The organism is Limnospira platensis NIES-39 (assembly GCF_026000695.1).
GTDB classification, from domain to species: Bacteria; Cyanobacteriota; Cyanobacteriia; order Cyanobacteriales; family Microcoleaceae; genus Limnospira; species Limnospira platensis.
In genome coordinates, this window is sequence record NZ_AP026945.1 from 6,760,449 (window position 1) to 6,785,686 (window position 25,238).

Sequence of the window (25,238 nt, forward strand, 5' to 3'; positions counted from 1 at the left end):
CAACCCAAAAGCTATCGGTTTCCCCTGTCAGGTCGGTTGAAGTCGGTTAGCTTTCGGGAAAACCAGCCCCGGAATGTCCTGTGACGCACACAGATTGGCTATTCTCTAAAGGTGACTATAACTTTGATGAGCTATGAAATTTAGTGATGTCCTACAGCAATTAAAAGATGGAGTAGTTAGCCACAGTCTCGAAGATCGCGATCGCATAGATCCGGTTATTCATGGTGTAGCAGCCATTGATGAGGCTCAGGCTGGTACTCTCAGTTATATCGAAGGACAAAAGTTTGCTGCTTATTTGGCTACTACCCAAGCTGATGCGGTAATTTTGCCTGTTGATGAGGCTTTACAAGCCCAAGCGATCGCACAAGGACTAGCTTGGATGTCCACAGAATCCCCACGGTTGCTATTTGCGAGGGCGATCGCCTTATTTTATCAACCCTATCATCCTCGGCCGGAAATTCACCCCACAGCAACCATTGCACCTGATGTTAAACTGGGTTCCCGGGTGCATATTGGCCCCCATGTAGTGATTCGGTCTGGGGCAAAAATTGGCGATGATGTCTGTATTCATCCCAATGTGGTGATTTATCCTCAAGTGAAAATTGGCGATCGCACAATACTTCATGCTAACTGTACTATCCACGAACGTACTGAGATTGGGGCAGATTGCACTATTCATAGTGGCGCAGTCATTGGCGCTGAAGGCTTTGGCTTTGTCCCTACCCCAGAAGGTTGGTTACAGATGCAACAATCAGGAATTACGGTACTTGAAGATGGGGTGAGTGTCGGGTGTAACAGCACCATAGATCGTCCAGCGGTGGGAGAAACTCGCATCGGTAGCCAGACCAAATTAGATAATTTAGTCCATATTGGTCATGGCTGTAAAATTGGTTGTGGCTGTGCTTTCGCCGCCCAGGTGGGGTTAGCAGGTGGTGTCACTGTTGGCGATCGGGTGATTCTCGCTGGTCAGGTGGGAATTGCTAATCAAGCTAAAATTGGTAAAGGTGCGATCGCCACCGCCCAAGCTGGTATTCACAGTGATGTTAAACCAGGCGCTGTGGTTTCAGACTCCCCAGCCATTGACAATAAACTTTATCTGAAAAATTCCGCCATTCGTAAACGACTCCCCGAAATTTATCAAACCCTGAAACACATTCAGCGTCACCTCGGCTTGCATCAATAACATAGAGAGTATTATCACCTATTTACTCTCCGGGTAGGAAGTTCAGTATAGTTTGATCGGGCTGCTATACTGTTTCCCCTCCCTCATCTCCCTGGCGCGGATATGCTAATTTGTAACAGGCTTTTTTAGAACTTGGATAAGTGTAACAGGCTTTTTTAGAACTTGGATAAGTGTAACAGGCTTTTTTAGAACTTGGATTAGACCATAATTACAGAAAATTGTCTAACTGTGGCTATAGCTGGAATTTATCTTAAATAGCCCAAATTTGATGATTTACATATCAAAAATGATTTATATTGGATTGTATATATCGAAAGAGGATACTAGATACCGATACTCAAACTGTATTTGTCAAAATGATTGTTTTAAGGATATTATGGTTTTTGATGCGGTCAAAAACTGCATCAGCGATCCTTACTTAACTCTGAATCACTAAAAAATCCCGATCATGTTACCATTACCTGACTAAGGAAATGGTTGACTCAACTTGAGAAGGTTTACTGGTTCATAGATAATTAAGGAATGCTACAGAGTAAGTTTATTAATACTTCCCAGTTAGAAAAGGTATTTTCGCAATGTCACAAGCAGCAACAACTCCGTTAGTAGGAAAGGATTTGCTTCAAAAAGTCAAAGAACTTTCTGATACTACCCGGCGAGAAACCGCCAGACTGTGCGGTTATTACACGATAAAAGATGGTCAAGTCAGGGTGAATCTGACTGATTTTTACGATGCTTTACTGAAAGCGAGGGGGATTCCCTTTAATTCGGAGACTCCCAAGGACGGTAGGGGTCGGGATGCTACCTATACGGTCAGTGTTCACAAAAATGGTCAAATTGTGATCGGCTCGACTTATACTAAGGAAATGGGATTGCAATCGGGTGATCAGTTTGATATTAAACTAGGATATAAACACATTCATCTGATTCAGGTGGAAGAAAACGGTAAAGTGGTTAATTTTGCTGAATTAGAGGAAGAATAGTAATAATGAGAGATCCCACCTGATAGTTAGTGGGACTCTTATTGATACCCGTTTGGGGATAAATATATGATGATGAGCGATTCGACAATTGCATTAAACCCATTCACCCCGGTTTATGGTCCGGTGTCTTCCTGGCGTTATGGACGATCGCTAGGAATTGACCCAATTGGGGTGGTTTCGACCTGTTCATTTAACTGCGTTTACTGTCAGCTTGGGGAAATTGAACAGAAAACGAGCGATCGCCAAGTTTATGTACCTACAGCGGAGATTTTGACCAGCCTAGAAAATTTTGCCCCCAGGTCGGTAGATGTGATTACCCTCAGTGGTAGTGGTGAACCGACATTGGCGGCGAATTTGGGAGAAATTTTAACGGGAATTAAGAGGTTGAGCGATCGCCCTACTCTAGTTCTGACTAATGGTACTACGTTAAATGACCCCCAGGTGCGATCGGATTTGGCGATCGCAGATAAGGTATCCATCAAACTAGATGGGGTATCATCAGACCAACTAAGACGGGTGAACCGACCTGTCCCCGGTATAGACTTCAACGAGATCATGGCAGGACTTTTGGAGTTTCGCCAGGACTATCAGGGGGAAATAGGGATTCAAACGATGCTGCTTTGTCCTTGGGACGAGTCCACCAGGAGAGAGTATATTAGTTTAATGGCTGCTGTTGCACCTAGGGAAATCCAATTAAACACCCCTAAGCGTCCCAAACCAGTACAACGACAATTCGATGGTCGTGAAAACCATACATCAAGGGCCAATCGTCCTTATCAAGTGCGATCGCTGCGCTGCGTAGATCCCGAAATTCTGCACGAGTTCGCCCAAGAAATTCAGCAAAAAACGGGTATTATGGTAAGAACCGCGCCAATTCCTGCCACAGTTTAACTGGATAATTGTCGCTAATTGGCGGGTGTGTCAGAATAGATATAAACTGCATACAGCCGGAACTATGACATCATACGCAACCTCGACCGCCAGATCTGAAATGAGCGAACTCCGGCGACTGAAAAGTTTGCTACCCCCTGAATTGCAGAGTTGGGTAACTGTGGAGAAAACCATTGAGGTTAACCCACTATTGATTCGCTCAGAAGAAATTGGCAAAGATCAAGTAGAGATTCAAATTGATTTAGTTCGCTGGGAACAACTAGCCCTAGACCAGCGCAACCTGTTGTTTTGGCACGAAGTCGCCCGCATTCAAAATGATACTATCCCCAGAGATGGCTGGGAAATGGCAGCCCTAGCTATTGGTTTAGGGGGTGCGGTAGGAGAACTGTGGGTACAGGATGGACTGCTGTTATTACTGGCTCTGGCTCTGTGTGGAGTTTCTGGCTATCGGTTGTATCAGAAAAATAATGGGGAGCGAACCCTGGTGGAAGCGATCGAAGCTGATGAAAAGGCGATCGCGATCGCATCTCGTTTTGGTTATACACTCCCCAACGCCTACAAGAGCCTTGGTAGTGCCTTAAAGACGTTAATTGAACAAACACCCAAAAAGCGACAAAGAGCCCGTTACGAAGCACGTTTACAGGCTCTCAAGCGCAGTGCGGCTAAAGCTAAAGCCAGGGTGAAAGGTAGTAGTCCAGATTCCTCATCCTCCAGTTCCGAGAGCATTTACGGATAATGGATAATCATGTAGGGGTGGGTTCCAATGTTCAGCCTATCTGGGGGCGAGAAGATTGACGGGCCCGCCCTCTGTCTTGGCTCTGTGGGTTCCACGGCGGCGACTATCTGGGGGCGAGAAGATTGACGGGCCCGCCGTTTGGGGTGACGCAAGAGATCCGGCTGGGATAAGTAGATATACTGCGTGAAGCGGACTTGATATGATGCGAATATGTTAGAACCGAGTTTTTCAGTAAACTATGCCCTATCCGGTCCCACCTCCTGAACCACCAGCGATTATCGAAACCCTTGTTAACCCAAGCCCGAATCAACCCCCGTCATATCAGAGTTGGAATCAATCGGAGTCTGGTTCAAACGGATATATACAGCATAATCAAACAATCTCCTACGTTCTACCATCAAGCCGAAGCTCGGAAATTCACCGGGAATCATCAGCAGCGCTTCTGGGTGAGCCGATGACCCGTAACTGGTCAGATATTTACGGGAAAACGCAATTGTATCTAATTCCCAGAAACGAGGTTTCTAGGGATATTTTTGAGTATTCACCCACAACTCCCATAGAAAGGGGGTTTCTTGGTGAAGAATTTTCCCAAAATGCGATCGCCTCCTCATCGAGTTACGGGATTAATAGCAGCCAAAAATTTACACCTTTCGATCGCCATCGTCCCCTATACCTAGCCCAAACAGAACCTACCGGGTCAGATAACATTCCTATACCAGTAATTCCGCCGACAGACTTAGTGGAAGTCACAGCCGCCGAACAGGAATTTGACCAACAGCGACAAATCATCACGGCTAGAGGGAATGTCAGAATCAGATTTAGAGAAACCCTAATCGAAGCGGAGCAAGCCCAAGTCAACCTGAACACCCGTCAAACCGCCGCCAGGGGAAATGTCGCCCTACAAAGGGGGGAACAACTGGTTCAGGGGAGCCAGATGGAATATAACTTTGTGCGTAGTACGGGAGTTATCTACGAAGCGAGAGGGGTGGTTGTGACCCAATCGACTGCTTCTGACTTTGACATAGAACAACCAACCAACCTCACCCCTGCGCCGATTTTTTCGGGGTCTCTGTCAGATACCCTGACGGAAGCGCAACCGGTGACGGAAGTTACCACTACCGGAGAGACTCAAATCCAGGTAACTGGTGCTGGTTTCCCACAAGTTGGGGGGACTGTAAATCGTTTAAGGTTTGAAGCTGAACGGATCGATATTCAACCTAACGGAGAATGGGAGGCTACTAATATCCGCATTACTAATGACCCTTTTTCGCCTCCCGAATTGGAACTGAGGGCGGATAATGCTCAATTAAGGCGGATCTCTCCCCTACAAGATGAATTGCTGACGAGTCGATCGCGTTTAGTGTTCGACCAACGCTTCTCGATACCGCTATTTCGCGATCGCACTATTATTGACCGTCGCCAAAGGGAACCGAGTCCCCTAGAATTTGGCTATGACCTGAGAGACCTCGATGGTTATTTTGTCCAGTGGAACCTAACGCCGATTGAATTAGGACCGTTAGAATTAAAAGTGGCTCCCCAGGTGTTAGTACAGCGGGCTATTTCGGAAAGTTTATCGCCACTTGACCCTCGATTTTATGGCTTAAACACCCGTTTATCTGGTCGCATTACCCCGACTACTTCTATAGAGGGACAGTTAAAAATTAGTAACTTTGAAGACTTCCCCAACCTAGGGGAAAACGCTTATAGGGCGAGATTAAGGGTTCGCCAATCATTAGAAGATTACACGCTCACGGGGGAATATAGCTATCGGGAACGGATATTTAACGGAACTCTGGGGTCACAAACTGTCCACCGTAGTTTTGGGGCGGTTCTGACGGTACCTAATATCTTGATCGGACCATCAGGAGGATATGTTAATTTTCAAACAGGCTACCAAGCCATAGAAGCGAATACCGATCGCTTTGACCTTCTGGAGGCGGAACGCGAAAACGATCGCATCAGTCGCCAACGCTTTCAAACTGTTGGGACTCTGATCTATCCAATTCCCCTGTGGAATGGTTCCGCTCTCCCTGCTACGGCTTCGGAGGGACTGAGATACACTCCCAGACCTGTTATCCCGTTTGTGCGTCTGGTGGGAATTGCTAGAGGTTCGGCTAGTTTGTATTCTGAGGATGAATCCCAATTCTATCTTAGTAGTAGTGTGGGCATCCAAGGACAGCTAGGGCATTTTTCCCGCAGTTATCTGGACTATACGGGTTTCAGTTTATTCTATACTCAAGTGGCGATCGATGGTGCATCTCCGTTTTTATTCGATCGCATGGTAGACCAAAGAATCCTGACTTTGGGATTAGTTCAGCAAATTTATGGGGGGTTAAGGGGTGGTGTAGAATCAGCCATTAATTTAGATAGCGGTTTAGCGTTAAATAATGAATTTACTTTAGAATACAGTCGGCGCACCTATGGTGTCATCCTCAGAATTAATCCTGTCCAAAGACTGGGAAGTTTCAGTCTTAGGATTAGTGATTTTAACTGGACTGGGGACTCACCCCCTTTTGATGATTAGCCCTATGAGCCTATCACCCGCAGAACAAGCCCAAGTCCTGCTTAATCATTACAGTTTTGACCTAGATGGAAATTCCGCAAATCAAATTATTAGCAAGTGGTCGGAAATATATGATGTGAATTGGCTGCATCTTGCTGTGATTGAAGCCCTCTATTTGGGGCGTTATAAATCTATTTCTGTTCAGCAAATACTAGAAATGTGGAAACGTCGCAATCAGCCCATTTATCACTTTAACTCGGAGTTTGAGCGGTTAATTTGTAATAAGTTACCTCATGCTTTTGAAGATTATAAAATTGTCCACAATAACACACCAGAAACCAATCAACAAAAGCCTGAGAATGAAATCCTAGACCATGAAATCCTAGACCATGAAGAAGCAGTTATTGAATCTCTGCCAATTAGCGAGAAAACCCCGACTTTGCCGCTTCACTACTCAGACTTTTGTGCCAAATTGCAAGCCATTGTGGAAAATAGTCAATAGACTATATGTAAAAGCAGAGACAAGGGGTGGCTTGTCTCTACGAGGGGGAGCAATTTAGCTGGGGTAACTATCAATTATCAATTGTCAATTGTCAATTATGATGTAGGGGCTGATTACCCCGGGAATATTAAACCGGTTATTGGGGGTGATTTTTTACGTTAAACCCATGCGAATTTCTGAGCAAAAAGAAGCCAAAGCCAATCCATTATTATAATTAACAATACTGGTTCGCAGGCGTAGATTAGGAATCAAATACCAGATCCTCTCCTCGGCTTTAAACTGATCAGACTCGATCGACAAGGTCAAAACATCATCCTTACCCATGAGATAACGACCGATTAAGGATTGATTCTGGCCATGGGCTTGTTGCTGCTGCAAAAGTTTTCCTTGTAGGGGAGTTGAGCGATCGCATATTGTAACTAAAACGGCTGAACCTCGTTGCTGATCAGGATTTGATTCTATAGTGCCTTCCCAAGTTAACTGTAAACCCTTAGCTACCAATCCGGCATCAACCCCGTGGCTGGAGCAGATGTCTGTAACTATAGCATGATCAGGGGCAAGGGCTTCCATGACCAAATTAGATTTACCAGCCTCGAGGTTACCGGAAGTCAAATTGTGTACAGTCCGCTGAGAAAACCACTTTCCCGCACTCAACTCAAAAAATTCGACAATATCCATGATTTTCGTGCATTGTAATTAACCAACAAATAGCTTAAACACTTTGGTTATTCAACACAACTACTAAAAAGGGAGACCGGATAACTGATAAACTGTGGATTGGTTCAATAGCCAAGGAGAACACTGGAAGTGGCAATCGAAATCGGTCAACGAGTAAAGGTCCGGCGCATCAGAGATCGCATACCGGGAAATATCGTTAATCAACTCAAGCAAAATCCATTTGGAACTGTCAAAGGCTTTAAAATGGTCGATGGCAGTGGCATTGGTTTTGTCGTCCAATTTGACAATAGCCTATCGACTTGGTTTTTTGAAGATGAGCTAGAATAATGGGCGCTTGACAATGGATTATCGGCGATCAGCAGCTCAGGTGCGGTTCCTGGGATAGGATAAATAACTGATCTATTGAACGATCGCGTCAGGCTTAGGTAGCATATATCGCCTCTCATGGGGGGGTGAGGTGAACCTAGACTGCGCGATCGCCAACCATATAGGAAATCATTGATGGCTGTGATTCTGACATTTTTGGGTAAGGGTGGTACAGGTAGAAGTACAATTGCGATCGCTGCGGCGAAGGGACTCGCCGCCGAAGGTAAAAGGGTTTTACTGGCTACCTCGGACAGCGGGCCAGCACCAGGACTGCTACTGGGAACGAAGTTGACTACGTTACCCACCCCTGTAGAAACCAACCTCAAAGCAGTACAATTCCAGTGCGCTGCTTTACTAGAAAGCAGTTGGGAACAAGTCAAGACCATAGAGGCGCAATACCTACGCACTCCTTTTTTTAAGAATGTCTACGGTCAGGAATTGGGGGTATTACCAGGAATGGATAGCGCCCTAGCCCTCAATGCTCTGAGAGAATATGACAATAGTGGCGATTATGATGCGATCGTCTATGATGGCAATAATAGCCAGGAAACATTAAGGATGCTGGGAATGCCAGAAATTCTCAGTTGGTACATCCGAAGATTTCGGCAGGTATTTCTGGACTCGGACTTAGGAAAAGCACTATCTCCATTTGTGCAACCCATTGCTAGTACGGTGTTAAGTGTTGATATCTCTGGGGATACCTTCGCCGGACCTACTAAAGAAATGAGCAATGTTCTGGAACAGGGAAAATCCGCAGTATCAGACCCTAACCGAGTTAGTGCTTATCTGGTGACTACGGAAGATGAAGTGGCGCAGGCTACGGCTAGTTACCTATGGGGAAGCGCTCAACAGGTAGGCTTAACTGTGGGTGGTATTCTCCTCAACCGGAGCCAACAAACCAGCTATTTGGCTGACAGCTTCGCCCCCCTGACGGTTACAGCCATTCCAGAAGCTGCTTCCAACTGGGAAACTTTAATCAAAGCCCTACCGGACTTTAGCGGGGCAACCAGCGCCCCGCGTTCCATCTCTATTGATGTCGCGCGCCGTCATGTCACCCTATTTTTACCAGGATTTGATAAAAAACAGATCAAACTCACCCAATATGGTCCTGAACTGACTATTGAGGCTGGAGATCAACGCCGTAATATTTTGCTACCTCCTTCCCTGACTGGTCAACCTGTAACTGGGGCTAAATTTCAAAATGGCTATCTGATTGTTTCTCTTTGACCTCATGGTAGGGTGCGTCAGAAAAATTTCTAATAATTAATACCATAAAAATCTGACCTGACGCACCACAAATCATCCGAACTGATACATTTACGCGACATTTATCCGGCTATTGCCTGACAATGCGACGATAGCACTATTACCCGTTAAGGTAACAGAGGCGGTATCCCGCAAAGCTTTTAGAAAGATTCCAAAAGCACCGTTCCAGTCCCTGGGTTGAACCCACACTCAGGACATCGGAACACTTTTGAGCCACCTAGCTGGGAATGGACATGACCACAGTGAGTACAGGTTTTGCTGGTGTATTCTTCCGTCACATCTACAACTGTGGTTCCAGTTATTTCCCCTTGATGTCTCAGGGTTAGTTTGAATCGATAATGCGCCCATGTCAGCATGGCTCGGGCAGTCTTGGATTTGATTTTCCGCTTGGCTTTGGCAACCATGTTGGAAGTCTCGAAGGTCGGCAGAAAAATTATGCTGTAGTTGTGAGTCAAGTAGTGAGCAATTTGTTTGTGGGCTTCATCAACTAGATTGCGGATTTTGGTTCTCATTCGTTGAGCCGCTTGCCTCATCCGTCGCCTTCTTGAACGACAGGGTTCCTTGGCGATTCGGCTCATCAAATCATCCAAATGTTGACATAGCCTAGTAATGCGTCCAATATCCCCGGAGCCCAATTCCAGAAACCGAGAGCCATCAAACCCGGTCATAAAAGTTCGGACGCCCGGGTCTAATGCAATTACGCCATTCGCTTCAGTTGGGGTAACGGCAACTGGTTCAGGGAAAATCGCCAACCATCGACCTTTGGTAAACACCAACTGAGTCCCTTGCCCGCAAGTTTTAGGGATAGCTTCGGAAACCATGAAAGTTAATCCTTTCGTTAGTCTTGGATACCAACTCCCTGAAGAGAAATTAGCATTGTTAAACTTGATGGCTTGAGAACTATCCCGACAGCTCGGTGGCCTTGCGCCAGGACTGGCGGTCAAAGCCTGATAGGCATCAAAGATGGCATTTTGCCGAATGTGGCAGGGTGTTTCTTTGACCCATTCGGGTAAGTCGCTCTGCATCACTTCGTTGCGTAATTTCAGTTTGCTTAGTCGTTTACCACTCCGGGATAATGCAATTGCTTGGTTGTAGCAATACCGACAAGCAGCCAGCCATTTGCGCCAGACTTGATTTAGCTCTAGGCTGGGGTAAATCCGGATCTTCTTTGACCTGAGTTTTATATTGACTCCGTCCGTATAATCGGGAACTGAAGCAGTGGAGGATGGCGAGAATGTCCTCAACCATTTCTGGTTCTCGACTGAGACTTGTCTCGTTGAGAACCATGAGTGAGCACCTGTTTTGCTCACAGAGCCATCGAAACAAGTCCCATCCAAATCTGGCCAATCGGTCTGGGTGGGCAACGACAACCATGCGGACATCTCCTGACAAGACTTGTCCCAGTCAGGCCAGCATTTTCTTTCCCTTGAAGTTGAGCCCGCCTCCGATTTCGGAGACGACTTCTGCTTCGGGGTAGAGGTTGGACAGTGCGGCCACCTGTCGGTTGAGGTCGGACTGCTGGGCGCGGCTACTAACTCTGGCATAGATAACGACTTTGCGTTTGTCACTGCGTGATGGCATCAGAATATGACTCAACGTTGTATCGTCGTTGCCCAGCGGGGGTTCTGATGGTCTCGATTGAGCCATTTTCGTCCCATCTGCGGAGTGTTCTTTCATGGACTCCAAGGATTTAGACCGCTTCCTTGGGTTTGACATATCTGGCAATAGGTTTATCCTCAAAGTAGGGGTCGAGAGAGATGTCGCCATCTCCCCCTCCCATACAGAACCGTACTTGAGACTTTCACCTCATACGGCTCCTAATTTGACCGTCTCCTTGTTAAGAGTACAGCATCATCTCTTCATCAAGAGCTGTTTTATTGTCGTGACAATGGCGATGTAATAATTGAATATTCTTGTATTCATCCTTTCCGCCATGGCTTCTAGGTACAATGTGGTCTACTTCAATTATATCTGATGGGGTAAAGAATTGTCCACACCAGGTACATCTACCTTTTTGCTTTTTGAGTAGTTTTGCTACCCTAATTGGCGTGTCGATTGCTTGTCCTTTCCTGGTTGCCCAGTAAGTCCAATTTCCGTCATAAGGTGTTGCGTCAGGGCGTATTAGGGTATGTCTGACAATTGGAGTCCAGTTGTGTTTAAACAGATGTAACCCATCTTTGGTTTGAAACAGCCAATTTTCGTGTCTTTCTTTCCCATTGCTAAGTTTAATTGTTCCATGTCTGAAATAATTACTTAGTTTTTCGTAACTTGCCTTTCCGCATCTTGATACTGTCCATGCCCTTAACATTTGCCAGACTGTTTTGTCTAGCTTATTGAAGGTCTCTGTTGAGACTACCGCTGAATAATAATTTGACCATCCCCGAATAATCAGGTTTAGTTTACTAATCAGGGCTGACTGAGGTGTTGCTTTATGTTGCTTGATTACACCTTTTATCGCTTCTGTGTGGGCTTTGACTGCTTTTTGGCTGGGTTTTATATGGGTTTTGTGACCGATTAATCGGCTTACTTTCCCACCTGTTTTCCCAGATTTATATTTTCCTGCTGGGTATTGCCTGATATTGAATCCTAGAAAATCAAACCCAGGTTCCTCAGTCTTACCGTCATACTCAATAGTTTTGAGTGTATGACAGATTCGAGTCTTTTCAGGTTTTATTTCTAATCCTACAGGTTTTAGCCATTCAGAAATAGCAGTCTTGCACTGTTCAATGATTCCTAGGTCTTTGGATATGACCACAAAATCATCGGCATATCTTATAACGTTCGCATAAGGGCGATTGTCTGTTTTCTTGGGATACAGTTTTTCAATTAACCTAATCATACCCAACAGTGCGATGTTGGCGAGTATTGGACTTATTACCCCTCCTTGGGGTGTCCCTGCTTCTGTATCCTCAAATACACCGTTATCTAGCACGCCAGCTTTGAGCCATTGTTTCAGGTCTCTCTTCAAGCTGCTTGGACAATGAATTTTGGACAATAGGTAATCATGGTTCACGGTAAGAGCATTTTGCTATATCAGCATCAAGAACATAGTATTGTCCTTGATTTATGGCAATATATATTCTACTTATTGCATCTTGTGCTGACCGTCCGGGTCGGAACCCATAGCTCGTGCCCTCAAATCTCGATTCCCATTCAGGTTCGAGAGCCGACTTAACCAAGGCTTGCCTTGCTCTGTCTTGGATTGTGGGTATGCCTATTCCAGCTTTTTTCATCCCTACCAGGTTTTGGAATCCACACCCTTCGCAGTGGTTTTGGTTTGAGATTTCCCTTAATGTTTTTGACAAGTTCTAACCTTTGTCTTGGAGAGATTGCTCTTACTCCATCGATTCCGGCTGTTTTCTTGCCTTGATTATCTTGGGTTACTCGTCGCACTGCTAGGAGCCGGGCATAATATGATTTCACCAATAGACGTTGCCACCTTCTTACCTTTGCATCCTGTCCCGATTTAGCTGCTTGAAATATACTCTTTTGGAGCTTGAAAACTTTCCGTTGAACCTTAGTCCATGGGATTGCCTTCCATGCGTTGTTCGTAGTCTTGATTGGTTTTGGTTTCCCAAACCCTTTCTTTAAACTCGCTATCGCCATTTGTACACCTACTAGGCTCTATTTCTTTACAATCAAACCGTGACCTGTTAGCATATCCCTTCCATTACAGTAGGGCGTTGGCTTTTGGTCACATCTCACATCCTCTAGGACTTGCGGTTACACTTATCCCTACTGATATCTCGACCAGATAATCAGAGTCCAGGAGGACTTAAAACGTTCCGTTTATATGGGCATTCCATCTTTAGATTTGTCCTTTCCACCGGGGTACTTTTAAAGGTCTGTGTAGGTAGTGAATAGAAGCCCCTACTTTTCCCCTTACTCTTTTGAGCGCAGCGTATCAACCTGTTTCGCTACTTAACAATGACGATGGTTCAAGCCGGACATTCGGTTTCCCTAATCATGGATGGTTGGCAGTGGTCTCGGTTCTGGTGTTGGGTTACACCTCGGAGCCTTCCGTTCCCCGCTTCAATCCTGGGGTTGTGATTCCCAAAACTGGGGGTGGCTATCGCCGTTACCCTAATTTCCTGATTTTACTTATCCATTTCTGGGCTTCCTATAAGGAATTTGTATGAGTCAGTTCGTTTTGACCTTGGGTTCCCTGCCTTGTTTTGTATATTTCTATACAAACGTTGGGACATATAAACAGTTATGGGATGGTCAGAGTACGAGTCCCTTATATTTCATCAAGGGGTGAAAATCCCACTAGGAGGTTATTTCAGGCATTGCAGCCTTATTTGATTCCTAAACGTCTCGCACCTATTCTCGCTTCTTATACCGTATTGCCCTAAAATATTAACCTAATTTGAGATTAAATCATGCTCCCCAAAATGCGACTGCTGAATCGACCCCTACGGCGATCAGCCCAACTAACTTGTCTCCAAATAGCTTTTATTGCGATCGAGAGGGGTTTGGTTTGAGTTGGGCGGTTAGGACTTGCTGCATTGGGGATTAGGTTTAACGGTTTCTCAGAGATGGGATTTGATGATATTTTTGGTGGAATTTCCACCAACGACTGAGGGGAAAGTAGACCACAGGAGCCAATAAACTACTGAGTATGGCTGAACTGATGGCAATTTTTTGGCGATCGCTCCAAATGTCTGCCAAATCATTTGTAATGGTTCCTAAGCCCCATTGGCTAAATTGTAAGGCTCTGATCATCTCGACGATGATCGCCATGCCAAATACAATCATAGCCACGGAGATAAAATCTTCTTGAATATTCTTGAGCAACAACTTAGAAAGTACGAAGGTGATGACGGCAGCAATGACTAATGGAACCGCATGGCTAGGCTGTGGGGCGCTGATGCTATCACTCAAGAAACCCATGACTAAACCAGCAATAATAGCCTGGGGAAGCGATCGCCTGAGACTCCAAGCTACTAACCAGATGACCGGCCAATTAGGACCAATGCCAAACATATCAATACCAGGGACTCTGACGAGCATCAATAAAATACAGGCGATCGCAGAACCCACATTAATCAGAGCATTTAGTAATTGACCATTTGTGATATACATTTAAATCTTAAAAATTGGATTATCCAAATCATTTGTACGGACGAGTTCACCAATCATCTGAACTTGCGCCTACTCTGGGAGTGATGGGTTATTCAAGGCTGAAGACTGTTGCTGATTTTGGTAAACCACCACCCACTCTAAGGAATCAAGGGGAGCAAAAAATGCGATCGCTGCCTCTGGTCCTGTGGCTTTGTTAATATCGACAGATACCACCTTACCCACTGGCCAACCCGGAGGTAAGATTTGGCTAAATACTGAAGTTGTCACCACATCTCCCGGTTGAACATCAGGAACAGTATTAAAAAATACCATAACTCCCTGATTGTTATTGAGACCCTGCAAATAACCCATCTGACGACTACGCGCGACAGCCACACCAATGCGACTGGTAGGGTCAGTCACCAGCAGAACTTTACTGGTGTTGGGGGTGACACTAATAATGCGTCCCACTAAACCACCTGGTCCTATCACTAAGGCGTTTTCTTTAACACCCGCTTGACTTCCCCGCCCCAAAGTTATCTGTTGCCACCAATGGTCAGGACTACGGGCAATCACCGGAGCCACCACACCTTTAAAATTAGGTCTAGTGGAAACATAGTCTACCAGTTCTCCTAACCTTTTGTTTTGCTGTTCCAATTCTTCAACTCTAGCTTCAAGTCCTTGGATAATAGGATTCAGGGACTCAGCTTGTTGTTGTTGTTCCAATCTTTGTTCAGATTGAATTTGAAACGGGCGAGTTATCCAATAATAAACCTCAAACAGTGCAGCACCTTGGGTTTGTCTTACCCATAATGCTGTGAAAACTGCTAAACTTAGCAGTGCTAATTGTGAACCGTATCGATTCCACCAGGTGCGTGTACCCATCTATTCCTCCGCAGCAGCCTACACAAATTATTTAACCAAACAGCTACGGATTTTGTGATTGTCGTGTAAATACCCGTTCAAACTGTTCCATATTCTCTAAAACCCGTCCAGTTCCCAATACTACACAGGAAAGGGGATCTGTAGCCACATGGGTGACAATACCAGTTTCGTGACTAATCAGAGCATCTAAGCCTCTCATCAGAGCTCCTCCCCCGGTTAACATAATCCCTCGATCAATAATATCGGCGGCTAGTTCTGGGGGGGTTAGCTCTAGGGTGCGCTTAATGGCTGTAATAATGTCTGATAGTGGTTCTAGCATACTCTCGCGGATTTCTGCGGCTTTAATGGTGACAGTCCTAGGTAATCCTGAGAGTAAATGAATCCCCCTGACTTCCATAATAGATTGTTCTTCGCCATCAATAGGATAAGCTGAACCTAGATTTATTTTAATCTCTTCAGCGGTTTGATCCCCAATTACTAAATTATGGACTTTTTTCATATATTGGATGATCGCCTCGTTTAGGTCATCCCCGGCGACTCGGAGGGACTCACTCAGCACGTTTCCTTCTAGGCTGAGTACAGCTACTTCTGTGGTTCCGCCACCAATATCAACTATCATATTGCCTGTGGGATCTACCACCGGAAGACCAGCGCCAATAGCTGCGGCGATGGATTGATCTAGCAGTTTGACATCTCCGGCTCCGGCTTGGGTGGCCGCTTCAATTACGGCCCGTCGTTCTAGCCCAGTCACACCACTGGGAACGGCAATTACAATCCGAGGAGCAAAAAGGTGTTTTTTCCCGTCATTAACTTCCCGGATAAATACTCTCAGCATCTGTTCTGTCGCTTCTACATCTGCCACCACCCCATTACGCAGAGGACGTACAACACTGACGTTTTTAGGGGTACGGCCTAACATTTTTTTGGCAGATTCTCCCACGGCTAATGGTGTTTTGTCGTCTTCGTTAATGGCAACTACGGATGGTTTTTGCAGAACTATTCCCTTTCCTGATACATAAATGAGGGTGTTTGCGGTTCCTAGGTCGATGCCCATGTCCCGTGATAAGGAAAAGCGATTAAAAAAGCCCACTGGTGTTTACGCCCCCAATTTTGATTAATTCTTTATTCAACGCTATCTTGGCTATGTTGATACGATACAACTTAGACTATGCACAAACAGCACTGGCAAACTCGGTTGACTGGAATACGAGAAAGCTATTGCTAAGATGACACCCTAGCAGTTTGGCATATTTTTTTTCTCAAACGCAGAATTTCACTGGAAGTTATAACCAGTTTTCTGGTTTGAGTCAATCCTGGTGAACCGATGTGGATTGTAGTATGTTTTGGTCTCAGAGTCTAGTCTTTCAGTGAAGACTTGACTATGTGCTGCTATACATATCCCTGAACTGGGTCAGCCCTAATGTAAGGGTTCGGTGGACAAGGCAAGGTTTCAGGACAAACAAAATAGATCAATTCAAATATCATCCTGGTTCTGGACTTATGGGAAGATAATATATATATAATTTTGGTTTATAATCGGGGTCTACTGGTTTTGCTCACCCGGGTTGACGATGATTATTTGATATAATTCAAGGCTGTTTTGATGGTGAAACAGGAAAGGATAACAGTTGATGCGGCTGCTCTATGAACTGCATCTACCTTGGGCAACTTTTTGGAAAAAGTCAATATATTGGAGATGTCCTTGAGGAAATGCGACATTGAGGGTGAGGGGATCTTCTGTGTCTAGGGGGTCGCCGGGTCCAGCCACTACTTCTAGTATTCCATCTTCATTGGTTCCTAATTTAAGAGGCTGGCGATTTTTCACTTCTCCCTGGGAACTATCTACATAGATAATAATATTTCCGGTATGGAATGCTTTGCCAATTTCCTGAATTAATAATAAAAAGTTGCGATCGCTTCCACCACGACGGATTTCTAATTGACCATCTAGCTCTTGAGATTGGCTATTTACGGTATCACCTACGCCGACGATTAAAGGCATTTGTTGGGGATCAAAATTAGCTTTGACTAACTCTAATAGATCAGCGATCGCCTGGGGACACTGGCGGACATTAAAATCTGCGCCGAGGGGATAACTGCCGGTTTGTTGAAAATAGTAACGATTCAACAAAGCTAAAACCCCAGCTTCTTTAATTGCACCCCTAATCATAAACTGAAAATCCGTAGTACCAGAGTCTCCTAATTTTGCCGGACGTAGAATTTCTTTACCCTGTGTATCTCGCCCTAAATTGGGGGCATAGTGAACAAAAAATGAGTTTTCTAAGCCTTGGGCTTTGGCTTTTTCTAATAACTCGATCATTAACTGATGAATGTCTTGTTGTAAGTCGGCATAAACTTGATGGTGGTTATGGAGGCGATCGTAAAATGAGTTTAAGTTAGCGGTTGGTGAGGCTTGATTATCCAAAACGGAAGCATCAATACATTTTTCTATATCTTCAGGGGCAAAAATATCCTGATGTGTCTGACAAAATCTTTCTAATCGGGCGCGAATTTCACGGGGAACGATCGCCAAAAATTCCAACTCAGCATCAGTAACGCCTGGATGAGATACTTGTCCTTGGCGATTTTGCCATTGCACGCCGCCCCCGGCTAAACCGGGAAGATAAAGCCCTTGTTTGGTTACTAAGTTCGGATCACCAACGGCTCGTTCAATAATACCATTTACGCCACGAGTGCCGATATGTTCTCCATTGGTCAAAACGTAAAAATGACCATCTAACAGGGAAGCGGCGCGCACATAATCTAAACTAATCTGGCGATCAAGGGGATCTTTGACCAATCCCATACAAACCCCATCCAAGTCCTGAATAATCAAGAGGTTTGGAGTCTGAACCAAAACCTGAGTGAGGGTCTGATGGTCAAGGGACAGAGACTGCTGGTGCAATGGGATTTGGGATAATGGTGTCATGGTGGAGCAAAAATTGACCGCGCGATCGCCACTATACCATGTGGCTGGTATTTTCCCAAGCCATGTCTGGCAGAATGAGCCAGGCTATGGCAAAATCGCGATAGACTAGAATGATTATTAAATATACAAGCAGGGCAGTTCCGGCTGTTCTCGACTGACTCTGATTTTAAGGAAGGAATTGTAATGCAGCGCCAGAATCGAGCCGTTTTAGCATTAATGTCCGTAAGTAGTATTATGATCTCAGCCTTTGTGCTGTCGGTTGATGTGGCCCGTAGTCAGTCTAACCCCGTCGAGGTCAGTCCGGCGGAGGTGGAACGATTACAGAATGAACTGCGACTACAGGAGGCGGTACAGGCGGAAGCGAACCAAATTTTTAGCCGGACAATGGCTTTGTTTAATCTGCTGCTGTTGTTGTTGGCTTTGCTGTTGGCGGCGGCGATCGCTGCTTTATGGATTTTACGGCGATCGGTCATTCATGAAGTTACTGGAATTGTGGAAACCCATCTAAACGAACTGGGGGACTTGGAAAATAAAATCACCAGTGGGAATGAACAGGTACAAACTTTGATGAAAAATACCGAGGTGTTAGCTGGTCAATTGAATCAGCAAGCTGAGGGTTTTGAGCAAGATCTGGGAACTCGGCGAGAAGAAATGAACGCTATGCAATCTGAGTTCGTGAAGTCGAGGGAACAGGTGCTACTAAAGTTTGAGGAGCAGATTCAGAAACTACGGGAAACCCGGGAACATTTACAACGGGAATTAACGGCTCGTATGGGAGAGCTGAAGCAACAGGTGGATGAACGGGGGGAGTTGGCTCAACAGGATTTACAGAGGTTGGTGGATACTCTGGAAAATGAATTTTCTCAGGTTCATAATGATTTGGGAAATCGGCGAGAGGCCTGGTTTGAGGAGTTGCAGGAGTCGGCTGGTCAATTTTCTACAGAATTAGCACAATTGCAGGGGCAGACGCAACAGGAACAAAGGTTAATTGTTGATAATTTGAAACAGCTTGGGGAAGTATCAACGCGGGATATTTCGAGAGTGCCAGATGATGTTAATGAACAAAAACAAGCGGTATTGTCTCTGTTAAAGGGTGCGGAACGGGAGTTTGCTACTCAGTTGGCGCAGTTACAACAGGAAGTGAGAAAACAACGGGATTTGGTGTTAGAAAATATCAGCCAAATGGCGGCGGATTTTTCGCCTCAACTGTCAAATATTCGTGAGGAAGCGGAATTGGCAGCTCAGAAGAAGGTGGAAGTGGCTTTATCAGATTTGGAGAGGTTAGGGGAGACTCTGGCGACTCAAATTGCTGACGCTCAGTTGAAAATTCAAGATCGGATTCGGGATAAGTTTCAGTCTCTTAAACAATTGGAAAGTGAGTTTGTGGCTCAGGTGACGGAGGCGCAAACGGGAATTCAAAATCAGAAACAGCGGGTTTTACAAGAGTTGGAAATATTGCAAACTGATGTGGGAAGTCAGTTAAATGGTTTGAAAACGGAAATTCGCGATCGCAAAGATGGTACTTTCCAGAAATTAGATAAGTTTGAAAGTACATTGTCTGAACAGTTGGCGGTGATGCAGTCTGATGCAGAATCGGAAAAACAGCGGATTATTCAACAGTTGGGAACGGTTTATTCGGCAGCAGAAAATCAAAAGGATGAAATCTTGGCACAATTGGTGATGCTGCAAGAGTCTGCGACTACTGATAAACAACGAATTTTGCAGGAGTTGGCTGAGATTTCGCCGACTTTTATCGCTGAGTCTGCTTTGTCAGAAATTTTGCAGAAGTTAGCAGGGGTTAATGAGGAACTGGCTAAGATTAAGGCGGCAAATCCTGAGCTGTTTATGACGGCGGAAGATTATGTGCATCAGGGTAATTCCTATTTTGCTAAGGGTGAGTTTGAGACGGCTTTAGAAATGTTTAATCAGGTGGTGACGCGGAAACCTGATGATTATCGAGCTTGGTTAAATAGGGGTATGACTTTAAGCCGTTTGAGGCGGCTTGAGGAGGCGATCGCTTGCTATGATCGAGCGTTAGAATTGAAGCCAGATTACCATCAGGCTTGGGTTGATCGGGGTGTGGCTCTTGGAAAGTTACAGCGCCACTCCGAAGCGTTTGAGTCTTTTGATCGAGCGGTGAAGGTGCATCAAGATGATGGGGTGGCTTGGTTAAATAGGGGTATGGCTTTGGATGTGTTAGAACGTTATGAGGAGGCGGTTAAGTCTTTTGATGTGGCGACTCACTGTGATCCGAGTTTGGCCAAAGCCTGGAATTATCGGGGTTATACTTTGCTAAAATTGGAGCAGGATGCGATCGCAATAGATAGCTTTAAACGGGCCTTAGAGGTGCAACCAGATTATGCTGATGCTTGCTATAATTTGGCTATGGCTTATGCCATAAATAGTCAGGTTGATTTGGCGACGGAACATCTGGAACAGGCTATTAACTTAAATCCCCGATATGGGAAAGAGGCTCGCACTGATCCTAATTTGGAACCGATCGCTCGTCGGCTGCGTTCTTAGGCTTCATGTTGAGGAATATCAAGTTAGTTCATTTTGTCCATACCATAGACACAGCCAGTCTCACCCCTTTGACAATGGTATAGCTGCTAGGTAAGTGCTGGCTGTGGCTGAGGAAATCCCCAAATTTGATCAAATTTTGACAGTGACTTTACAGCTTCAATTAGACTGAACACGCTTAATCAAAAACGGTAGATATTTGCGGGTTGATTTCGGTCAATTATGGTAAATGTAGGGCAATTCAAGGGGGCTATCAATGGCAAGTTTTGACAAACCTAGTGGAACTTATGAGCAGGGAGAAAAATCCTCGTCATTCTATCATAATCAGTCGGATACTGAGAGAGTACAGGAGAAAATTTATCAGTATTTTATCGAGAGGGTAAAACAGGAAAAACCCGATGAAGTTTTGGCTAAGTTTGAAGCAATATTTCTGAAATTTTCTGGCCCGGTTGACCGGGAAATCAAACAAAGTTTGAAATACCTGATTGCTAAAAATCAACAGCAAAAATTTCAAGAATTAATCAAGCGCACTTGTTATATTTTAATCAATAACTGGTATGTGGGGAGATATTCTGAGTGTGTACAAAAACTAATTGCCAAGCTGAATGAAGTTAGACAGCAGGATTTTGGGGGTGATGATGAAGAGCATATTTGTTTACATAATTGGTTAATTAAATTTTTAAATAGTTCTGATTATCAAGATATTAAGGCAGTCACACAGGTAACGGTTAATCAGAATTGGAGCGATCGCTATAAAACCTATTTATTAGTTTCTCAATATGCTAATCCTGACAACTCTTGGGAACATCGAGAAGTAGCGAGAAATTTATCACAACAACTCCGGGACAAATACAAGTTTGAATTAGCTATGTATTTATCCCGTTCTGAGTCTGCCAGTTATCCCCATAAGGATTTAAAAAATCCTACTCATCTGGGTGCGGAAGTTATTACTCTAATTAAAAAGGCTATTTCTACTCAAAGTGTCTCCCAAAGCAAAGTCAAAGCCGACCATTTTTTAGAACAAGTAGAACCCTTAAAATACGGAGACTTTAAACATAAGTTTTATGATTATTTAATGGTGAATGTTGACTCCAAACATCCCTTCAATGTGATTAGTTCCCGCCTAGATAAAATGCTAAATGATTTAGGCAACCAATGGAGCGATCGTCAGATGAATGCCAATATGATCCAGATAGTTTGTAATCAGACACTGGAATTTTTGACCATGAGGAGTAATGGTAATCCTTCCCCTAATTTCACTTTGTCAATGAAGCACGCTACTCATTTGACATTAGCAATTATTTTAATGAAAGTAGTTTTAATTTCTCCGAACAGTCGAGAGCATCTGGATTTGTGCATTTCTAGGATTATTAGTTATTATCAAAATTCCGATGAACAGCAATGTAAAATTGTCATCCAGTTTTTAGAGGTTTTTAACTTAGTCTCTACTTTATTCACCGAAAATATTCAGTATAATTTAGTCTCAATTAAATCTGAGGATGGCATCTTACCATCAGCCACTGAGCTAGAAACATCTCGGCTATTTTCTCAGTTCCAAGGACTAGACCTGCGCCAGACCAACTTAAAAGGAGTTAACCTGAAAAAGATGGATTTAACAGGTGCGGATATGCGAGAAAAAAACCTCGAGGGAATGAGTTTAATTCAACTAGATTTGCGACTGGTAAATTTAGCGAAAGCCAACCTAAGCCATGCTATTCTTAACGGTTCTAAATTAGCTGTTGCTAATCTGAAGGGAGCGAATCTGCAAGAGGCAAGTCTGGTAAAAGCAGACCTAAGACGTGCAGATCTGGAAGAGGTTAATCTGAGTTATGCGAGTCTAACAACTGCTAAGTTACAACGAGCGAATTTGCGATCGGCTTGTTTAATTGAAGCTAATTTAATGGCAGCCAGTTTAGAAGGCTGTGACCTAAAGGGTGCAGATCTAAGTAATGCCAATTTAGAATCAGCTAAGTTAAACCAGGCTAATTTAGCTCATGCTAATCTACGGGGGGTTAATTTACGCAATGCGAACCTGCGAGGGGGTAATTTAGAAGGGGCACATTTAGAAGGTGCAGATCTTAGAGGTGCGGACTTACAGGGTGCTAATTTAAAGGGTGCTAATTTATACAGAGCCAACTTTTATCAAGCTAATATTACAGAAGGTAATTTTAATGGAGCGAAGCTGAGACGAGTTAATTTTAACCGCAGCGATTTACGGGATGCTGAGTTAATAAGAGTTGACCTCAGTAAAAGTCGTTTACGAAGTGCTTGTTTGCGGGGTGCTAATCTAAGTCAGAGTAATTTAAAGGGTGCTGATTTGACTCGTGCTGATTTAAGTAATGTTAAATTTACTGGTGCTGATTTGAGTTGTACTTTAATTCGTCATGCTAATTTAAGTGGGGCTGATTTAAGGAATGCTAAACTTGAAAAGGCGAACTTATTTGGTAGTAATACTGTAGGCTGTATCAGAAATGATGTATAACTTTTAACAGAAACTGTTAGAGAGTTACTGAGATTATGGAATCACCAGTTGAGCGTTTTCGCTTATCGGAAACAGCTAAGGACCAATTGATTAAACTGAAACGAATCACTAAAATTGACCAATGGAATATTTTATGTCGCTGGGGTTTCTGTCGTTCCCTTGGGGAGTCGAGTCCCCCTTCTCCGGTGCCGATCGCTAATTATAGTAATGTGGAACTAACCTGGCGAGTGTTTGCGGGTGAGATGTCTAATATTTTAACAACTGCTCTCAAACAACGCTGTTATGAGGATGGCTTAGGAACTTCGCCGGAAACCCTCGAACAACAATTTCGGCTACATTTACACCGAGGTATTGGCTATTTGGCGGGGGATAGTGAACTGCAAACCCTAGAAGACTTAACAGATTTAGTGTTAAAATGAAAGTATTGGTGCGAGACGTTTACTGTAATAGTGAATAAGAGACAACTGTGAAAGTATTTGATAGGGTGTTTTGCTTAGGTAACAAATATTAAGCCCGGTGGAGTTATGGCTAATCCGGGTTTTTGTAAATCTTGGGGGATTGAGATTATGGCAACTATTAAATCCAGGAAATACCATAATGTTATGGAAGATCTAGTGTCTGAGGAAGTCCGACGACAGTTAGTTTCGATGTCTCCTCGGCTAACTCAATATATTAAACGGGTGGAGGTAGAAACCTATGCTTTAAACCGTTTACCACCTCTGTATGCTTGCAGTAGAGAAGGATGGCTACATCAAAAGCGGCGGGGGACTGAGGACTGTTATGAGCAGGTAAAAATAGCAGTGCGTCAGGCTTTGGCTGCTGTTCAGCGGGATTTGTTGAGAAATTCGACTCCCTTGGTAGGGGATGAGGAGGAACACAAAACTGCCACCACAGCTACTCATCCCGTGACTAAGGGATCTAAAGACCCTGAGCAATATAAATATTTGCGTAAAAGTAACTCTTATTACAACCGTTAGGGGTTATGAATAAAGTTGCTTAACTCCATGCTGATTAATTCCTGTGGGATTAATTCTGGGGAGATTCTTTCGGGTGGGGCGATATCTGCTCCTAAAACAATACCTTGCTGATGGTTTTTTAAACCTGGTACGGCTGATTTGGCTTCGGATTCAGATTTACTATCGGGTTTAATCTCAGGTAGATCTGGGGGTAATTCAGTTTCTGGGAGAGGTTGATCCGCTATCCAAGCAATGCCACCCAGGGAAGCTGCTAAAATGGCGGTATAACCCAGATATAGGTGAACAGAATTCAGATAAAACCTAGAGTCTAATTCAATTTTTGACCACGAACGAACTAGGGTCGGGTCAGGATTGGGAGTGGGTAGGAATCCGGCTAAAGCACTGCCGTTAAGTCCGAGAGCATTGCCTAAACGACATATAAACCCTCTCAAATAGATATCTTCGGGTAGGCGATCTATTTGACCTTTTTCGATCGCTTGTATAACTTTAACTGGGATGAGAGTGTGATGATGAATTTCTGCTAAGGTTATGCCCTTATCGGCGCGGGTTTTTTGTAATTTTTTGCCAATTTGACACAGGCAATTTTCCCGCCTTTTTTGAGATTTTTCCGCCTCTTGTGCGCGGGTGAGTTTTTGAGGTTTTTTCTTCTTGGCTGTGGTGGTCTTGGGTTTGGGGGTGGGATCTTTTTGACGGGTTTTTAATTGGCTATGGGATTTATCGTGATCCTCTGGTGAGGATACGGGAGAATTATCTGTTGGAGGTTTGGGTTTTTTGGCAGATACTTCTACTTTTGACGGGGATGAGGAGGTTTCAGATGTGGGCTGAGGTGTTGGAGAATGGACGGAAGGCTGCGGCGGTGGGATAATGACGGTTTGATCGGCGCTGACTAACATCATTCTCTGCTGTCTGATTAACTGTTTAACAGAAAGCTGGATCGCCTCTCTACCAACTGCTTTGATGACTATTTCAGCTTTAGTGGCGGCTTCCCCTAACATCTTTTGGAGGCTTTGCATAGCAATCTGGTAAACTTCGCTCTTGTGCAATTCTGCCTCAATCTTATATAAAAGCGATCGCATATCCTCTGAGGAAATCTCGGCAGCCATCCCGGCGGCGCTGAAGTTAACTGTGGGATTAATATCGTGCATTATCGGTCTCCCCTAATCCAAGTGCTATAATTCATTTTTCTATGGGTTGATTCTCAGTCCGGATGAGGATCAAAAGAATCTTGATTGTGTCCTGTGTCGGTAAAGTCGGCTAGATAGCTGAATTAGAGGAG

General features: G+C 44.4%; 18 protein-coding genes and 3 pseudogenes. 12 read left to right on the forward strand and 9 right to left on the reverse strand.

What is annotated here, in order from left to right; all coding sequences use genetic code 11:
* Nucleotides 1–133: 133 nt before the first annotated feature.
* The 6 genes from lpxD (at nt 134) to N39L_RS33000 (ending at nt 6,795) form a co-directional block, all read left to right on the forward strand.
* Complete coding sequence (gene lpxD / locus N39L_RS32975; protein WP_006618124.1) at nt 134–1,183, forward strand: UDP-3-O-(3-hydroxymyristoyl)glucosamine N-acyltransferase; 1,050 nt, start codon at nt 134–136, stop codon at nt 1,181–1,183.
* Nucleotides 1,184–1,758: 575 nt separating this feature from the next.
* Entirely contained in the window at nt 1,759–2,163 is a 405-nt protein-coding gene (locus tag N39L_RS32980; protein WP_006618125.1) for an AbrB family transcriptional regulator, read from the forward strand.
* A gap of 72 nt (nt 2,164–2,235) precedes the next feature.
* The gene (locus N39L_RS32985) at nt 2,236–3,054 is read left to right on the forward strand and encodes a radical SAM protein (RefSeq protein WP_035737304.1); all 819 of its coding nucleotides are present in this window, start codon (nt 2,236–2,238) and stop codon (nt 3,052–3,054) included.
* A 64-nt stretch (nt 3,055–3,118) separates the two neighbouring features.
* A complete protein-coding gene (locus N39L_RS32990; protein WP_014277549.1) occupies nt 3,119–3,790 on the forward strand; it encodes a DUF3318 domain-containing protein in 672 nt (223 codons plus the stop codon).
* A gap of 238 nt (nt 3,791–4,028) precedes the next feature.
* Entirely contained in the window at nt 4,029–6,314 is a 2,286-nt protein-coding gene (locus N39L_RS32995) for a DUF3769 domain-containing protein (protein WP_014277550.1), read from the forward strand.
* 4 nt (nt 6,315–6,318) lie between these two features.
* Nucleotides 6,319–6,795 carry a hypothetical protein gene (locus N39L_RS33000; protein WP_231852058.1) on the forward strand — a complete coding sequence of 159 codons (477 nt, stop codon included), beginning with the start codon at nt 6,319–6,321 and terminating at the stop codon, nt 6,793–6,795.
* 153 nt (nt 6,796–6,948) lie between these two features.
* Here the strand turns inward: N39L_RS33000 and N39L_RS33005 are convergent, their stop codons facing one another.
* The gene (locus N39L_RS33005; protein ID WP_006618130.1) at nt 6,949–7,473 is read right to left on the reverse strand and encodes a phycobiliprotein lyase; all 525 of its coding nucleotides are present in this window, start codon (nt 7,471–7,473) and stop codon (nt 6,949–6,951) included.
* A 129-nt stretch (nt 7,474–7,602) separates the two neighbouring features.
* On the opposite strand from N39L_RS33005, the gene petP reads away from it, so the two are divergent.
* Nucleotides 7,603–7,800, forward strand: coding sequence for a cytochrome b6f subunit PetP (petP, locus tag N39L_RS33010; protein ID WP_006618131.1), 198 nt, complete (start codon nt 7,603–7,605; stop codon nt 7,798–7,800).
* Between the two features lie 174 nt (nt 7,801–7,974).
* Nucleotides 7,975–9,066 carry a Get3/ArsA fold putative tail anchor-mediating ATPase NosAFP gene (locus N39L_RS33015; RefSeq protein ID WP_006618132.1) on the forward strand — a complete coding sequence of 364 codons (1,092 nt, stop codon included), beginning with the start codon at nt 7,975–7,977 and terminating at the stop codon, nt 9,064–9,066.
* Nucleotides 9,067–9,156: 90 nt separating this feature from the next.
* Here the strand turns inward: N39L_RS33015 and N39L_RS33020 are convergent.
* The 7 genes and pseudogenes from N39L_RS33020 to stpA form a co-directional block, all read right to left on the reverse strand.
* A pseudogene (locus N39L_RS33020) lies at nt 9,157–10,220 on the reverse strand (RNA-guided endonuclease InsQ/TnpB family protein).
* 19 nt (nt 10,221–10,239) lie between these two features.
* Nucleotides 10,240–10,795: pseudogene (locus N39L_RS33025) on the reverse strand (IS607 family transposase); the annotation flags it as partial.
* A 147-nt stretch (nt 10,796–10,942) separates the two neighbouring features.
* Nucleotides 10,943–12,711, reverse strand: a pseudogene (ltrA, locus tag N39L_RS33030) (group II intron reverse transcriptase/maturase).
* Between the two features lie 915 nt (nt 12,712–13,626).
* The gene (gene mreD / locus N39L_RS33045; RefSeq protein WP_006619862.1) at nt 13,627–14,190 is read right to left on the reverse strand and encodes a rod shape-determining protein MreD; all 564 of its coding nucleotides are present in this window, start codon (nt 14,188–14,190) and stop codon (nt 13,627–13,629) included.
* A gap of 69 nt (nt 14,191–14,259) precedes the next feature.
* Nucleotides 14,260–15,054: a rod shape-determining protein MreC gene (mreC, locus tag N39L_RS33050; RefSeq protein ID WP_006619861.1), complete on the reverse strand. Its 795-nt coding sequence runs from the start codon at nt 15,052–15,054 to the stop codon at nt 14,260–14,262.
* Between the two features lie 43 nt (nt 15,055–15,097).
* Complete coding sequence (locus N39L_RS33055) at nt 15,098–16,108, reverse strand: rod shape-determining protein (RefSeq protein ID WP_035737285.1); 1,011 nt, start codon at nt 16,106–16,108, stop codon at nt 15,098–15,100.
* 588 nt (nt 16,109–16,696) lie between these two features.
* Nucleotides 16,697–17,983 carry a glucosylglycerol 3-phosphatase gene (gene stpA / locus N39L_RS33060; RefSeq protein WP_006619859.1) on the reverse strand — a complete coding sequence of 429 codons (1,287 nt, stop codon included), beginning with the start codon at nt 17,981–17,983 and terminating at the stop codon, nt 16,697–16,699.
* Between the two features lie 183 nt (nt 17,984–18,166).
* Between stpA and N39L_RS33065 the strand changes: the two genes are divergently transcribed.
* The 4 genes from N39L_RS33065 to N39L_RS33080 all read left to right on the forward strand — a co-directional run bounded on the left by N39L_RS33065 (nt 18,167) and on the right by N39L_RS33080 (nt 23,962).
* Complete coding sequence (locus N39L_RS33065) at nt 18,167–20,506, forward strand: tetratricopeptide repeat protein (RefSeq protein WP_006619858.1); 2,340 nt, start codon at nt 18,167–18,169, stop codon at nt 20,504–20,506.
* A gap of 253 nt (nt 20,507–20,759) precedes the next feature.
* A complete protein-coding gene (locus tag N39L_RS33070; protein WP_006619857.1) occupies nt 20,760–22,985 on the forward strand; it encodes a pentapeptide repeat-containing protein in 2,226 nt (741 codons plus the stop codon).
* A gap of 35 nt (nt 22,986–23,020) precedes the next feature.
* Nucleotides 23,021–23,404 carry a DNA sulfur modification protein DndE gene (gene dndE / locus N39L_RS33075; RefSeq protein ID WP_006619856.1) on the forward strand — a complete coding sequence of 128 codons (384 nt, stop codon included), beginning with the start codon at nt 23,021–23,023 and terminating at the stop codon, nt 23,402–23,404.
* A gap of 105 nt (nt 23,405–23,509) precedes the next feature.
* A complete protein-coding gene (locus N39L_RS33080; protein WP_006619855.1) occupies nt 23,510–23,962 on the forward strand; it encodes a late competence development ComFB family protein in 453 nt (150 codons plus the stop codon).
* Here N39L_RS33080 and N39L_RS33085 read toward each other — a convergent pair.
* Nucleotides 23,959–25,107 (reverse strand): helix-turn-helix domain-containing protein, encoded by a 1,149-nt coding sequence (locus N39L_RS33085; RefSeq protein ID WP_006619854.1) that lies wholly within the window; start codon nt 25,105–25,107, stop codon nt 23,959–23,961. The genes N39L_RS33080 and N39L_RS33085 overlap by 4 nt on opposite strands.
* Nucleotides 25,108–25,238: the final 131 nt, after the last annotated feature.

Excerpts from the sequence above, each read along its gene's own strand:
- lpxD (WP_006618124.1), top strand. The coding sequence starts at position 134 with ATGAAATTTAGTGATGTCCTACAGCAATTAAAAGATGGAGTAGTTAGC.
- N39L_RS32980 (WP_006618125.1), top strand. The coding sequence starts at position 1,759 with ATGTCACAAGCAGCAACAACTCCGTTAGTAGGAAAGGATTTGCTTCAA.
- N39L_RS32985 (WP_035737304.1), top strand. The coding sequence starts at position 2,236 with ATGAGCGATTCGACAATTGCATTAAACCCATTCACCCCGGTTTATGGT.
- N39L_RS32990 (WP_014277549.1), top strand. The coding sequence starts at position 3,119 with ATGACATCATACGCAACCTCGACCGCCAGATCTGAAATGAGCGAACTC.
- N39L_RS32995 (WP_014277550.1), top strand. The coding sequence starts at position 4,029 with ATGCCCTATCCGGTCCCACCTCCTGAACCACCAGCGATTATCGAAACC.
- N39L_RS33000 (WP_231852058.1), top strand. The coding sequence starts at position 6,319 with ATGAGCCTATCACCCGCAGAACAAGCCCAAGTCCTGCTTAATCATTAC.
- N39L_RS33005 (WP_006618130.1), bottom strand. The coding sequence starts at position 7,473 with ATGGATATTGTCGAATTTTTTGAGTTGAGTGCGGGAAAGTGGTTTTCT.
- N39L_RS33015 (WP_006618132.1), top strand. The coding sequence starts at position 7,975 with ATGGCTGTGATTCTGACATTTTTGGGTAAGGGTGGTACAGGTAGAAGT.
- mreD (WP_006619862.1), bottom strand. The coding sequence starts at position 14,190 with ATGTATATCACAAATGGTCAATTACTAAATGCTCTGATTAATGTGGGT.
- mreC (WP_006619861.1), bottom strand. The coding sequence starts at position 15,054 with ATGGGTACACGCACCTGGTGGAATCGATACGGTTCACAATTAGCACTG.
- N39L_RS33055 (WP_035737285.1), bottom strand. The coding sequence starts at position 16,108 with ATGGGCATCGACCTAGGAACCGCAAACACCCTCATTTATGTATCAGGA.
- stpA (WP_006619859.1), bottom strand. The coding sequence starts at position 17,983 with ATGACACCATTATCCCAAATCCCATTGCACCAGCAGTCTCTGTCCCTT.
- N39L_RS33065 (WP_006619858.1), top strand. The coding sequence starts at position 18,167 with ATGCAGCGCCAGAATCGAGCCGTTTTAGCATTAATGTCCGTAAGTAGT.
- N39L_RS33070 (WP_006619857.1), top strand. The coding sequence starts at position 20,760 with ATGGCAAGTTTTGACAAACCTAGTGGAACTTATGAGCAGGGAGAAAAA.
- dndE (WP_006619856.1), top strand. The coding sequence starts at position 23,021 with ATGGAATCACCAGTTGAGCGTTTTCGCTTATCGGAAACAGCTAAGGAC.
- N39L_RS33080 (WP_006619855.1), top strand. The coding sequence starts at position 23,510 with ATGGCTAATCCGGGTTTTTGTAAATCTTGGGGGATTGAGATTATGGCA.
- N39L_RS33085 (WP_006619854.1), bottom strand. The coding sequence starts at position 25,107 with ATGCACGATATTAATCCCACAGTTAACTTCAGCGCCGCCGGGATGGCT.